General features: G+C 71.0%; 12 protein-coding genes and 1 pseudogene. 6 read left to right on the top strand and 7 right to left on the bottom strand.

The annotated features are described in order from the left end of the window. Positions 1-322: 322 nt before the first annotated feature. From OG439_RS47365 to OG439_RS47350, 4 genes and pseudogenes are all read right to left on the bottom strand, one after another. A pseudogene (locus tag OG439_RS47365) lies at positions 323-1,183 on the bottom strand (lysophospholipid acyltransferase family protein); the annotation flags it as partial. Further along, complete coding sequence (locus tag OG439_RS47360) at positions 1,180-1,962, bottom strand: GNAT family N-acetyltransferase (RefSeq protein ID WP_326946857.1); 783 nt, start codon at positions 1,960-1,962, stop codon at positions 1,180-1,182. The pseudogene OG439_RS47365 and the gene OG439_RS47360, both read right to left, overlap by 4 nt. Before the next feature lie 159 nt (positions 1,963-2,121). After that, positions 2,122-3,081: an electron transfer flavoprotein subunit alpha/FixB family protein gene (locus OG439_RS47355; protein ID WP_247061854.1), complete on the bottom strand. Its 960-nt coding sequence runs from the start codon at positions 3,079-3,081 to the stop codon at positions 2,122-2,124. 26 nt (positions 3,082-3,107) lie between these two features. After that, complete coding sequence (locus OG439_RS47350) at positions 3,108-3,893, bottom strand: electron transfer flavoprotein subunit beta/FixA family protein (protein WP_326946856.1); 786 nt, start codon at positions 3,891-3,893, stop codon at positions 3,108-3,110. 244 nt (positions 3,894-4,137) lie between these two features. Here OG439_RS47350 and OG439_RS47345 point away from each other — a divergent pair, with 244 nt between their 5' ends. After that, positions 4,138-4,983 carry a DegV family protein gene (locus OG439_RS47345; RefSeq protein WP_326946855.1) on the top strand — a complete coding sequence of 282 codons (846 nt, stop codon included), beginning with the start codon at positions 4,138-4,140 and terminating at the stop codon, positions 4,981-4,983. On the opposite strand, the gene OG439_RS47340 is transcribed toward OG439_RS47345, so the two are convergent. Continuing rightward, the gene (locus OG439_RS47340; protein ID WP_326946854.1) at positions 4,961-5,386 is read right to left on the bottom strand and encodes a hypothetical protein; all 426 of its coding nucleotides are present in this window, start codon (positions 5,384-5,386) and stop codon (positions 4,961-4,963) included. The genes OG439_RS47345 and OG439_RS47340 overlap by 23 nt on opposite strands. A 52-nt stretch (positions 5,387-5,438) precedes the next feature. On the opposite strand from OG439_RS47340, the gene OG439_RS47335 reads away from it, so the two are divergent. The 4 genes from OG439_RS47335 (at position 5,439) to OG439_RS47320 (ending at position 8,669) form a co-directional block, all read left to right on the top strand. Continuing rightward, positions 5,439-6,212, top strand: coding sequence for a class I SAM-dependent methyltransferase (locus OG439_RS47335; protein WP_326946853.1), 774 nt, complete (start codon positions 5,439-5,441; stop codon positions 6,210-6,212). Continuing rightward, complete coding sequence (locus OG439_RS47330; RefSeq protein ID WP_326946852.1) at positions 6,209-7,723, top strand: glycoside hydrolase family 57 protein; 1,515 nt, start codon at positions 6,209-6,211, stop codon at positions 7,721-7,723. Before OG439_RS47335 ends, OG439_RS47330 begins: the two co-directional genes overlap by 4 nt. Before the next feature lie 14 nt (positions 7,724-7,737). Beyond that, on the top strand, positions 7,738-8,226 hold the full coding sequence (locus tag OG439_RS47325) for a glutathione peroxidase (RefSeq protein ID WP_247061842.1): 489 nt from the start codon (positions 7,738-7,740) through the stop codon (positions 8,224-8,226). Between the two features lie 215 nt (positions 8,227-8,441). Next, positions 8,442-8,669, top strand: coding sequence for a hypothetical protein (locus OG439_RS47320; RefSeq protein WP_326946851.1), 228 nt, complete (start codon positions 8,442-8,444; stop codon positions 8,667-8,669). A 46-nt stretch (positions 8,670-8,715) separates the two neighbouring features. On the opposite strand, the gene OG439_RS47315 is transcribed toward OG439_RS47320, so the two are convergent. Further along, positions 8,716-9,945, bottom strand: coding sequence for a YbiU family protein (locus OG439_RS47315; protein WP_326946850.1), 1,230 nt, complete (start codon positions 9,943-9,945; stop codon positions 8,716-8,718). Between the two features lie 89 nt (positions 9,946-10,034). On the opposite strand from OG439_RS47315, the gene OG439_RS47310 reads away from it, so the two are divergent. After that, positions 10,035-11,153: an ROK family transcriptional regulator gene (locus OG439_RS47310; protein ID WP_326946849.1), complete on the top strand. Its 1,119-nt coding sequence runs from the start codon at positions 10,035-10,037 to the stop codon at positions 11,151-11,153. 349 nt (positions 11,154-11,502) lie between these two features. Here OG439_RS47310 and OG439_RS47305 read toward each other — a convergent pair whose 3' ends face one another. After that, a complete protein-coding gene (locus OG439_RS47305) occupies positions 11,503-13,266 on the bottom strand; it encodes a glycoside hydrolase family 2 protein (protein ID WP_326946848.1) in 1,764 nt (587 codons plus the stop codon). Between the last annotated feature and the right edge of the window lie 64 nt (positions 13,267-13,330).

Below are 13,330 nucleotides of genomic sequence, written 5' to 3'. Positions count from 1 at the left end.
CGGTCTGGATGGCCCCGGCCCGGGGAGACATCACGTCAGACGGTGCGGTCACAACCCGGGGAGCCACCGACTCGGGCGGCGTCGCCACAACCCCGCGAGCCACCAGCTCGGACGGCGCGGCCACAGTCCGGCGAGCCACCTATTCGGACGGCATGACCACAGCCCGGTGATCCGCAGACTCGGGCGGCGCGACCACAACCCCGGAAGCCACCAGTTCGGACGGCGCGGCCACAACCCCGCGAGCCACCGACTCGGGCGGCGTGGTCGCGACCTGGAACATCGTCGCTTCGGACGCCGAGACCTCCACCGCGGCGGCCAGGGTCGGCACGACCTGCAGGCGCGGGGTCCGCCGGCGCTGCTGAGCCGGGATCTGCACCGTTCCCAGCGCGGAATGGACCGACGCCTCGGCCAGGGCGGCCAGCTCGTGGCGGGTCTCCGCTCGGCCCGGTGCGATCTCCGGGCAGATGTGGACCTCGAGCACCAGGCCCCGCAGTGCCGCGACCCGGCGCAGGGACGCGATCAGCGACTCCGGGCCGATGAACGCCGGGTGGCTGGTCTCGCGGCCGTCGGCCAAGCGGTAGCGCAGGGCGATCGGGCGGACCGGGACGCCGCCGTCGATGGCTGCCTGGAACGTCGCGGTCGTGAACCGACCGGACGCCAGGCCGCACCACGTCGTTCCTTCAGGGGTGACGCTCACGAGTGAGCCCGAGCGCAGCGCGTCGGCCAGTTCGGACATCGTGGCGGGCAGCGTCTTCAGCCGCTCGCGGTCGAGGAAGATGCTGCCGCCTCGGCGGACGAGTCCGCCGAGGACCGGCCAGCCCGCGATCTCCTTCTTGGCCAGCGCGCGCATCGGCCGCAGCGCGTTGATCGCGACGATGTCCAGCCAGGAGATGTGGTTGTTGACCACCAGCGCGCCACGGCCGGCCGGCGCGGTGCGGAAGTCGTCGCCGCCCCGGATGTCGAGGCGGACGCCGAAAGCGCGCAGCACGCCCCGGAAGATCAGGCGGACCAGGCGCTCGCGGCCGCGGGCGACCAGGAGCAGCGGCGACGCCAGCATCGCCGCGAAGACGACCACGATCGCCGAGGCGAACCGCAGCACCCGGCGCGGGAGGCCGACCACCGGGTCGCCCTCGGTGAGGCAACCGTCGCCGCACGGCGACGTCGGCATCCAGGCGTGGCTCATGCTTGGTTCCCGAGGAAGAACTTCAGGTAGCGCTCGTCGACGTTCTGCAGGTCGAGCAGGACGAAGAAGTCCGCGACGCCGAAGTCCACGTCGAGCGCCGGCGGACCGCAGACCTTGGCGCCGAGCCGGATGTAGCCCTTGATCAGCGGCAGGAGCGTGGACCGCGCCGGGCGTTCGATCGCGGACGTGTCCCACGGGATCAGCGGCGAGACGCGCGTCGCCTCGTCCGAGTAGTGCTTGGCGCGCAGGACGTCCCAGACGCCCGCGGCGAACGAGCCGCCGTCCACCAGCGGGACGGACGCGCAGCCGGCGAGGTAGCGATGGCCGGAGAGCAGCATGTAGCGGGCGATCCCGGCCCAGACCAGGCTGACGACGGCGCCGCTGCGGTGGTCGGGGTGCACGCACGAACGGCCGGTTTCGACCAGGGAGGGACGCAGGGCGTCGAGCGCGGTCAGGTCGAACTCGCTGTCGGCGTAGAGCTTCCCGGCCTGGACGGCGCGGTCCGGCGGCAGCATCCGGTAGCAGCCGACGATGTCGCCCGTGTTGTCGTCTCTGACGACGAGGTGGTCGCAGAACTCGTCGAACTCGTCGACGTCGAGGCCGGGACGCGGGGAATGCAGCCGCGCGCCCATCTCTTCGGCGAAAACCTGGTGACGCAGACGCTGCGCCGCGACGACTTCGTCGTTCGCGTGGGCGACGAGGAGGGAGTACCGAGGGGCGTCCGCCGGAAGCGCGGAACCCGCCTGATCAGTGCTGACGAGGAGCTGTGACGTCGTCATGGTCAAGGTGTACCCGGGCGTAGGAATCCGCGGAGAGTGCCATCCGATGACCGATTAGTGCACGTTCAGTTAATTGCGGGTTCTCAGGCTTCTCTCAGGTCCCGGAGACGCGCGAAGGGCCTTCCGGGAACACCCCGGAAGGCCCTTCAGGACAGCAGATCAGCCCTTGCGCTTCGCGACCGCTTCGGTCAGCTGCGGCGCGACGTTGAACAGGTCGCCGACGATGCCGAAGTCGGCGATCTCGAAGATCGGCGCCTCCGGGTCCTTGTTGACGGCGATGATCGTCTTCGACGTCTGCATGCCGGCGCGGTGCTGGATCGCGCCGGAGATGCCGAGCGCGATGTACAGCTGCGGCGACACCGTCTTGCCGGTCTGGCCCACCTGGAACTGCGCCGGGTAGTAGCCGGAGTCGACGGCGGCCCGGGAGGCGCCGACAGCCGCGCCGAGGGAGTCGGCCAGCTTCTCGACGACGTCGAACTTCTCCGCCGAGCCGACACCGCGGCCACCGGAGACCACGATCGAGGCCTCGGTCAGCTCCGGACGGTCACCGCCGGTCACCGGCTCGACGCCGGTGATCTTGGTGGCCTTCGCCGCGTCGGTTGCGGGGATCTCGACGGTCTCTTCGGCCGCCGCGCCCTCGGCGGGCTCGGCCTCGACGGCACCCGGGCGGATGGAGACGACCGGGACGCCCTTCGACGACTTGGACTTCACCGAGAACGCGCCACCGAAGATCGACTGGTCGATCACGCCGTCGCCGTTGACGCCGACGGCGTCGTAGATCAGGCCGGAGCCGAGCCGGACGGCCAGGCGCGCGGCGACCTCCTTGCCCTCACCGCTGGCGGTGACGAGCACGGCGGCCGGGGAGGCCTGCTGCGCCAGCGCGGCGAGCACGTCCACCTTGGGCGTGACCAGGTAGTTCGCGGCGTCGTCGCCTTCGGCGACATAGACCTTGGCGGCGCCGTGCGCGGCCAGGGACTCCTTGGCCTTGGCCGCGGTGCCGGTCGCGCCGACGACGACGGCCGACGGCTCACCGAGCGCGCGGGCCGCGGTCAGCAGCTCCAGCGTGACCTTCTTGACCTCACCGTCGACGTGGTCGACGAGGACGAGTACTTCAGCCATTGTTCTACTTCCTCCTCGAACCGTTGTCAGATGAGCTTCTGGCCGACCAGGTACTCGGCGACCTTGGTGCCGCCGTCACCCTCGTCCTCGGTCTTCTCGCCGGCGGTGCGCGGCGGCTTCGGCGAGGCCTCGGTCACGGTGGACCAGGCGTTGGCCAGGCCGACCTCGCCCGCGTCGACACCCAGGTCGGCGATGGTGAAGGTCTCGACCGGCTTCTTCTTGGCGGCCATGATGCCCTTGAAGGACGGGTAGCGCGGCTCGTTGATCTTCTCGCCGACGCTGACCACCGCGGGCAGGGTCGCCTCGAGGCGGGTGAGGCCGTCCTCGGTCTCGCGGACGGCCTTGATGGTGGTGCCCTCGACGGTGACCTCGCGCGCGTAGGTGACCTGCGGCAGGCCGAGCAGCTCGGCGAGGATCGCCGGGACGGCGCCGCCGCGGCCGTCGGAGGACTCGTTGCCGGCGATGATCAGGTCGTAGTTCTCGACCTTGGCGATCGCGGCGGCGATGACCTTCGCGGTGGCGATGGCGTCGGAGCCGTGCAGGGCCTCGTCGGAGACGTGGATGGCCTTGTCGGCGCCCATGGACAGCGCCTTGCGGATCGCGTCGGTCGCGCGGTCGGGGCCCACCGAGAGCACGGTGACCTCGCCCTCGCCGGCTTCCTTGATCTTCAGGGCTTCTTCGACGGCCTTCTCGTTGATCTCGTCGAGAACGGCGTCGGCGGATTCGCGGTCAAGGGTGTGGTCGGCCCCGCTGAGCTTTCGCTCCGAGTAGGTGTCCGGTACCTGCTTGACCAGGACGACGATGTTGGTCATGGGTCTTCTTCGACCTCCCGGTTGTGGCCCGCGGGCGCGCCACGGGTCAGTGCTCTACTGGCCGGTAGATTAGGGCCATTCCGCCGCCAGGACCCGCCGAGGTGACGCCATTCACCTGGATGCGCAAACTAGTGGGACCATCGTCCCGGTAGTCGACCGGTTACCCCACCTGAACCGCCGTTCGTCCGATCGGACCAACTACGGCCTACTCCCAGTAGGCCATTAGGGGTTAACCTCCGGCACCATGCCAGCGCGCATCGCCGTCATCACCGACTCCAGTTCGTGCCTTCCCGACCTCGTCGCCGCCCGCTGGGCCATCGGCGTCGTGCAGATCCAGCTCAACATGGGAAGCCACTTCGACGACGAAAACCGCTTCGACCGCGGCAAGGTCATCGACACCATGAGAGCCGGCCAGATGATCACCACCTCGCCCCCGGACCCAGGGGCGTTCTTCTGGACCTACCAGGAAGCCGCCGCCTCCGGCGCCACCGCGATCGTCAGCGTCCACCTCTCCGGCCGGATGTCCGACACCGTCCGCGCGGCCCGGGAGGCCGCCCAGCAGGTCCGCATCCCGGTGCACGTCCTCGACAGCCGCACCACCGGGATGAGCCTCGGCTTCGCCGCGATCGCCGCGGCCCGGGCGGCCGCCGTCGGTGGGGACGCCGCCCGCGTCATCGAAGCCGCCGAACGCCGGTGCTTCACGAGCACCGAGTTCATCTACGTCGACACGCTCGAATACCTCCGCCGCGGCGGGCGGATCGGCGCCGCGCAGGCGACGCTCGGCACCGCGTTCTCCATCAAGCCGCTGCTCACGGTCAAGGACGGCGAGGTCGCGCCGCTCGCCCGCGTCCCCGGCACGCGGCGGGCGCTGGCCAAGATGGTCGAGCTCGCCGTGCGGAAGTCCGGTGGCTTCCGCGTCGACATCGCCGTGACGCGGTTCGGCGCCAGCGACCACGAGCTCGAGATCGGCCGGCAGATCGAGCGCCGCGTGTCCGGGATGGCCGAGAGCATGGTCGTCGAGGCGAGCGCGGTCATCGGCGCGCACCTCGGCCCGGGCGCGCTCGGCATCACCGTGTCGCCGGTGGACTGACCCGGCGCCCGGGGATCAGCAGCAGCACGATCGGCACCACGACGCCGAGCCCGGTCGTCACGACGATGAGCACCTGGTCGAGTTGCTCGAAGTGCGACACGTGGCCGAGGTGGTAGATGAAGTGCGGCAGGCCGAACAGCACCGTCGCGACGGCCGCCAGCCGCGCCACGGCTGTGGTGCCGATCACGGCGGCGCCGATCAGGAGGGCCGCGAGGGCCAGGTTGAGCCCGCCGAAGTCGCGCAGGAGGTGCTCGTTGAAGGGCCCGTCCATCGAGACCCAGCCGGTGCGGAAGCCGGGAAAGTCCTGGTAGAAGCCACTCGGGGTGACCAGTGGCCAGATTCCGGTCACGGCTTCGACGACGCCGAAGAACACGAGGAGTACGCGGGTGATGGTCCGTTGCATGACCACGGAACGAGACGGCCGTGCCGGACGTGACACCGCTAGGGTCGCGGAGGTGACCACCCCAGCCACCCGGGCCGAGGCGCTGCACCTGACCGGCGAACGGACCGTGCCCGGCATCGCCGTCGAGAACTATTGGTTCAGACGCCACGAAGCCGCGTACCTCGCTCTGCTCCCCCACTGCGTGGACGCGACGGTGCTCGAAGCCGGCTGCGGCGAGGGCTACGGCGCCGGTCTTCTCGCGACCACGGCCCGCCGGGTGCTCGCGCTGGACTACGACGTGCCGACGACCGAGCACGTCGCCCGCCGCTACCCCGAGGTCGCCGTCGCGCGGGCGAACCTGGCGTACCTGCCGCTGCGGGACGCCTCGGTGGACGTCGTGGCCAACTTCCAGGTCATCGAACACCTCTGGGACCAGGGCGGCTTCCTCGCGGAGTGCCGGCGGGTGTTGTCGCCAGGAGGAAAACTGCTGGTCACGACGCCGAACCGGCTGACCTTCACCCCGGACAGCGACACGCCGCTGAATCCGTACCACACCCGTGAGCTGGCGCCGGGCGAGCTGGCCGGGCTGCTGACCGACGCCGGTTTCGACGTCGTGACACTGCACGGCCTGCACCACGGCGAGACCGTCCGCGCGCTCGACGAGCGGTACGGCGGTTCGATCATCGACGCGCAGCTCGACGTCGTCATGGGCGAGCTGCCCGGACAGGCCGTCTGGCCGGCGGCGCTGCTCGCCGACGTCGCCGCGATCGAGGCCGCGGGGTTCGACATCCACGGCGACGACCTCGACGCGAGCCTGGATCTGATCGCCGTGGCGGTGCGCCGATGACCGACGACTACGAGGGCACGTTCTGCCTCGTCCTGCACAGTCACCTGCCGTGGCTGCCGCACCACGGGACCTGGCCGGTCGGTGAGGAATGGCTGTACCAGGCGTGGGCGCACTCGTACCTGCCGATGGTCGACCTGCTCGAACGCTTCGCCGCCGAAGGCCGCCGTGACGTGCTGACGCTCGGCCTGACGCCGGTGCTCGCCGCGCAGCTCGACGACCCGTACAGCATCCGCGCCTGCCACGACTGGCTCGGCCACTGGCAGCTGCGCGCTCAGCACGCGTCGACGCTCTGGCGCGGCGACCCGATCCTGCGCGAGCTCGCGGCGGCCGAGCACCGGACCGCCGTCCGCGCGGCCGACGAACTCGGGACGCGCTGGCGGCACGGCTTCTCCCCGATCCTGCGGTCGCTGGTCGACAACTCGACCATCGAGGTGCTCGGCGGGCCGCTGGCCCACCCGTTCCAGCCGCTGCTGGAGCCGCGGGTGCGGGAGTTCGCGCTGAACGCGGGGCTCGCCGACACGGCGTTGCGGATCGGCTCGCGGCCCGCGGGGATCTGGGCGCCGGAGTGCGGCTACGCGCCTGGTCTGGAGAACGACTACGCCGCCGCGGGCGTGCGGCGGTTCATGGTCGACGGGCCGTCACTGCGCGGCGAGACCTGGGCGGCGCGGCCGGTCGGCGACAGCGACGTCCTCGCCTTCGGGCGCGACCTTGAGGTCACCTACCGCGTCTGGTCGCCGAAGGCCGGCTACCCCGGGCACGCCGCGTACCGCGACTTCCACACCTGGGCGCACGAGGTCGGGCTCAAGGCGTCGCGCGTCACCGGCAAGACCGTCGAGCCGGCCGACAAGGCGCCGTACGACCCGGCGCTCGCCGCGGACGTCCTGGGCCTGCACGTCAAGGACTTCGTCGACACCGTCGTGACGCGGCTGCGGTCGCTGAAAGCGCAACACGGGCGTGAGTCGCTCGTGGTCGCCGCGTACGACACCGAACTGTTCGGGCACTGGTGGCACGAAGGACCGGCCTGGCTGGAGGGCGTGCTGCGCGCGCTGCCCGAGGCCGGGGTGCGGGTCACGACGCTCAAGGGCGCGCTCGAAGCCGGGCACGTCGGCCCGCCGATCGACCTGCCCGCGTCGTCGTGGGGGTCGGGCAAGGACTGGCGCGTCTGGGACGGCGAGCAGGTCAAGGACATGGTCGAGGCCAACACGGCGTTGCAGGAACGGCTGCTGGACCTCGTGGCCGGTTTGGACACCACGGCCCGGGACACCGTCGCCGACCAGGCCGTCGCCGAGGCGATGCTGGCCCTGGAGAGCGACTGGGCGTTCATGGTCACCAAGGACTCCGCCGCCGACTACGCGCGGCGCCGGGCCGCCGTGCACACCGAACGCTTCGACGCGCTGGCCGGGGCGGTGCGCCGCGGCGACCGCGCGCGAGGCGAGGAACTGGCCGCGGCCTACCGCGCCGACGACGGACCGTTCGGGCACCTCGACGCCCGGGCTTTGAAGCACAAGTGAAAGGGACTCATCGGATGGGGATCCACGAAATTCCGGTCAAGACGCTCGACGGGCAGGACAGCTCGCTGGGTTCGCTGGCCGGCAAGGCGCTGCTGGTGGTCAACGTCGCGTCGAAGTGCGGCCTGACCCCGCAGTACTCCGGCCTGGAACGGCTGCAGGAGCGCTTCGGCGCCCAGGGCTTCTCCGTGGTCGGTTTTCCGTGCAACCAGTTCGCCGGGCAGGAACCGGGCAGCGCGGACGAGATCCAGACGTTCTGCTCGACGACCTACGGCGTCACCTTCCCACTGTTCGAGAAGATCGACGTCAACGGCGACGACCGGCACCCGCTGTACTCGGAACTGACGAAGACCGAGGACGCCGAGGGCGCGTCCGGCGACGTCCAGTGGAACTTCGAGAAGTTCCTCGTCGGCGCCGACGGCGAGGTCCTGGCGCGGTTCCGGCCGCGCACCGAGCCCGAGGACGAGGCGGTCGTCAAGGCCATCGAGGCGGCCCTGCCCGCGTGACGGCAGCCCGGGGCATGCTCCCCCGGCGTCACCGGAATTCACCGGATCGACGGGTTTCAGCGGCCGTTCGGGTATCACGGAAACACGCCGGAAAACGGTTTCCGTGAGCCGGACGGTCGAACCGCGGGTGATCAGCCTGCCGTTTTCCCCTTCCCGCATCGAATACTTTTGATGACGCCATTCCGGCGTCTTCGTGTGCGAGAAGGGATCACCCGATGAGCACCTCCAGACGCCGGGCAGCGCTGGCAGCATTCCCCGTGGCACTCGGGCTGCTGGTGGCCGGGCCCGCGGTGGGCGCCGCCTCGGCCGCGCCGGTCGCGGCACAGCCGGACGCGGCCGGCCAGGCTCGCGACTGCCTGCTGTGCGTCGGTCACCACCACCATCACCACCACGGGCACATCAACATCCTGGGTCTGCACCTGGGACTCTGGTTGCACCTGTAGATCCCGGCTCGCCGTGCCGGGGCGGTGGCCTCCCGCCCCGGCACGTTCACAGGCCGAGCTGAGCGCGTCCGACGTCGTCGAGGTCACCGGCGGTGGCGCGGCCGGTCCAGTTCACCTCGTAGTCTTCCGGCGCGAAATCGCCCGGGCTCGCGCCGGCCAGAAACGCGCGGCCGCACTTTTCGGCGTACGCGGCGTTCTTCGCGCAATGCGGGCTCGCCGGGATGTACATGACGTTTCCCCAGCGGTCCGGATTGGTGCCGTCAGCGACGGCGTGGATGACGTCGCCGTGCCACCAGACCGTGTCGCCCGGTTCGACGGCGGGGATCGAGGTCAGCGCCGGCAGCAGGTCGTCGTGGTACTTGTCGCCGACGGGCAGGGCCTGGCCGTTGGCCGCGCCGCAGAGGTCGTCGTCGGGGATGTCGTCCTGGAGCGCGCGGAGCAGGACGTACGCGATCGCCGACGGGATCGGCACGACCTGCAGGACGCCGTCGCCCGGGCGCATTTCCGACAATGCCGTCCAGCCCTGGAAGGTGCGGAAGGCCGAGCACATGACCGTGGATGGGAATTCGTCCACTTCGGTGCGGTAGGCGCCGTCCCACGGATCGTACTCCGGCCAGTTCCCGGCGAAGACGTGGCGGAACACCTGCTGGTAGGCGGGCAGCAGCCAGCGTTCGACCGAGCCGGAGTCGGTGTGGGCCGAGAGCCCGAGCGACGCCGAGCCGGGCGCGCGGCGGCGGATGCGGTCGGGGTAGGCGGTGTCGCGATCGGGGTCGAACCAGACGCGGCCTTCGGACTCGTGCCGCCAGAAGGAGTTGAGGAACCGCCGGACGGCGACCATGTGCTCGTGCTGGCGGGCCTGGATCTGCGGCTTCGACCAGTAGACGGGGTAGATCTGCGGCTGGCCGGACGCGAGCCCGGCGAAGACGTCGTCGGCCGGGCCTTGGTAGTTCCGGGCGAAGTCGTTGCCGGCGAGGTACGCGGCGAGCTCGGCGTCCCAGGCTTCGGCCGTTTCGCGCGCGAAAGTGCCCTTGACGACGGCGCAGCCTCGCCGCCGGACGGCGTCCACGGTCCGCTGCGGCACGGTCCCGTCGGCGATGTCGCGAAACCGGACGACGGGGAAAGCGTCCTGGTCGACGGCGACGGCGTCGACCTCCCGCCGCATCCACTCCCGGACTTCGGCGAACGCGCCGGCGACGTCGCCGACCCGGGCGCGCAGCTCCTGTTTGGTCCGCGAGATGGCCTCGGACATGTTCGCCGGCAGCTCGGTGGTGGTCATCGGTGTCCTCCGCGATCTTTTGGTTAGGACTCCTTACTAGAATGCTCTCGCTACGGTAACCCCGTCCGTTCCCGGCCACAAGAGGTGCGATGTCCGACCCCGACCGGCCGCTCCCGCGCCTGGCGATGCTGCGGGCCATGACCGACCGCGCGGTGCTCGACCACGTCTTCGTCCACAACCGGACCACGCGCGCCGAGCTGGCCGCGACCACCGGGATCTCGAAGCCGACGATCTCCGAGTCCGTCCGGCGGCTCGAGACGGCGGGCGCGCTGCGGGCCACCGGTACCGACGAGACCGGTCGCCGCGGGCGGATCGCGACGTTCTACGAGCTGGCCGCGGACGCCGGCCGGGTCGTCGCCGCGGAGGTCAACCAGCAGGGCATCCGGACGGTGACCACCGACCTGACCGGCACGGTCCTGGCGACCGGCCACCACGCCCCGGATGGTCGCCCGATGACCACGGCGGTCCGGGCCGCCCTTGCCGCCGCGAGCGCCAGCGGGCCGGGACCGGTCCGCGCGACGGCGGTCTCGGTGGCCAACCCGGTCGACCCGGTGACGCACGAGGTCGTCGCGCTGCCCGGGTCGCCGTTTCCCGAGGGCACGATCCGGGCCGGCGAGATCGGCCGGGACGTCCTGCTCGACAACGACGTCAATTTCTCGGCCCTTGCCGAACGCCGGGAGGGTGCAGCACGGGACGCGAAGAGCTTCGCCTACGTCTACGTCGGGGCCGGGCTCGGCGTGAGTCTCTACGTCGGCGACCAGCTGGTCCGCGGCGCGCACGGCCTGGCGGGCGAGATCGGCTACCTGGACAGCTCGGGCACGACGCTCGCCGAGGCACTGGCCGGTCAGGGTTTCGGCAGGTCGGACGCGCCTTCGCTGGACGTCGACGCGATTCTGACCACGCTCTCGCGCGCGGCTGCCGGCGACGGCGTGGCCGTTGAGCGGCTACGGCTGCTGGGCGCGACGCTCGGCCGGGCCGTGGCCGCGATCTGCACCATCGTCGACCCGGACGTCGTCCTGCTGGGCGGCCCGGCCGGCAGCCGCCCGGGCCTGGTCGCCGAAATCCGGCGAGCGGTCACGGCGGCCGCGCCGGGGCCGGTCCGGGTGGAGGCGGGCACGGTCACGGACTCGGCGGCCTTGCGGGGGGCGCTGTTGTCCGCACTCGACCACGGCCGAGACGCCCTGATCGCGGAGGTCGCCGAAAGCTAGCCACGGCTCTCGGCTCTCGGCTCTCGGCTCTCGGCTCTCGGCTCTCGGCTCTCGGCTCTCGGCTCTCGGCTCTCGGCTCTCGGCTCTCGGCTCTCGGCTCTCGGCTCTCGAAGAAGAGACAACAGCCTGGCGGCGACACCACCTCCGGGTGGGTGGCCGAAGTCAGACCACAACCCGGCGGCCGCACAGCCTCCGGGCGTCGGTCGGAGTCAGACCAGACCAACGCCCGGCCGCGACACAGCGCCTGAGCGTTGCCGAAGTCAGACGACCGCCGAGCGAGGCCGCGCCACCCGGGCGTTCGAAACGCCGACGACAGCTCCGGCGGCGTCGCGTCCGGGTGTTGCCAGAATCAGTCGGAGCCTGCGTCGATCACCGCGCGGACGCACTTCGCTACTACCGCCGGGTCGAGCTTTGTCACCTGGCGGTCGTACGTCAGCAGGCCGTTGACCTCGTTCTCGACGTCGGTCGTCTGGGTGTAGATCGCGCCGGACAGGCCGCGTTCCGCTATCACTCGCTCCAAGCGGGCGCTCACCTCCGCGTAGCGCTCGGTGAGCCGCTCCGGCGTCGGCGTCATCTCGTACGCGTTCGGCGGGCCGGGCCAGCAATGACCGTCGAGGACCAGGCCGAGGCCGCCGTACTCGCCGTCGACTATCGCGCGGTTGTCCTGGACCGACGGCTCGCCCGGGCCGACGTACGTGTGGTCGTCGTAGACGTCGCCCGCGCCGGTGTCGGGGCGTGAGAAGCAGCAGTTGACGCCGCTGTTCGCGATCACCAAGCGGGTCGGGTCGAGCGTTTTGACCAGTTCCGCGACGCGGGCCGTGTCGTACTCGCCCCAGCCCTCGTTGAACGGCACCCAGCCGACGATCGACGGGACTGCCTGCAGTTGTGTGATCATTTTGATCAGTTCTGCTTCGAACCGGTCCTGGGCCTGCGGGACGGGGTCCGGCGCGGGTCCTGGCGGGCCGTCGAACGACACCGTCAGCGACGGCATGTCCTGCCAGACGACCAGGCCTAGCGTGTCGGCCCAGAAGTACCAGCGGGCCGGCTCGACCTTGACGTGTTTGCGGACGAAGTTGAAGCCCAGCTCCTTCGTCTTTTCGAGGTCGAAGCGCAACGCGTCGTCGGTCGGCGCGGTCGAGATGCCGTCGGGCCAGTAGCCCTGGTCGAGCGGGCCGTGGAGGAAGGTGATCCGGCCGTTGAGCGCGATCCGCGGACGGCCGCCGGCGTCGGGGACCAGGCCGATCGTTCGGAGGCCCGCGTAGCCGCCGACCTCGTCCAGGACCGCGCCGTGGCGGTCCAGCAGCCGGACTTCCAGGGTGTAGAGGTGTGGGTCGTCGGGCGTCCAGAGGTGTGGTTCGGGAACGTCCACGCGGACCGACGTCCCGGCTTCGCCCGAGCCGCGCGCCACCTCGCCGTCGGTGGTCGAAAGCACGACCACCACCGTGGAGCCACCTGTGACCTGCGGGAACACTGTGACGCCGGTGAGGTCCGGGGTCAGCTCCAGCCGTTCGACGCGGGCGGTGGGCACCGGCTCGAGCCAGACCGTCTGCCAGATGCCCGACGACGCCGTGTAGCAGATTCCGCCGGGGGCGTTGCGCTGCTTGCCGACCGGGAAGGGCTCGATGTCGGTGCGGTCCTCGGCGCGGACGGTCAGCTCTTGGGGACCCGTCGGCCGCAGGACGTCGGTGATGTCCGCGCTGAACGCCGTGTAGCCGCCCTCGTGCGTCGCGACGAGCTGGTTGTTGACCCAGACCTGGGCCTTCTGGTCGACCGCGCCGAAGTGCAGCAGGACGCGGTCGCCGCGCCAGCCGTCCGGGATCTCGACTAGGCGGCGGTACCAGAGGACCTCGTCGCGCCGTCCGATTCCGGACAACGCCGACTCCGGCGGGAACGGTACCAGGATCCGCTCGGCGTAGCCGGACGGTCTCGGCTCGTCCGTGGCCGCCGGCCAGCCCGCGTACTCCCAGACGCCGTTGAGGTTCAGCCAGCGAGGCCGCGTCAGCTGGGGCCGCGGGTACTCGGGCAGCGCGTTGTCCGGGCCGACTTCAGCGGACCAACGGGTCGGCAGGACGGGGTCGAGGCGGCGCCAGCCGGTGTCTTCGGGGGAAGTCATCCCGGCCGATGATGGCAGAGCCGCGGCCACGAGCCAGTGATCGACGTCACACGCGAAGGGGTCC

This window comes from Amycolatopsis sp. NBC_01307 (assembly GCF_035975215.1).
GTDB lineage: Bacteria > Actinomycetota > Actinomycetes > Mycobacteriales > Pseudonocardiaceae > Amycolatopsis.
Note: the sequence above shows the minus strand (reverse complement) of the source record. Positions and strands in the feature narration are given on the sequence as shown.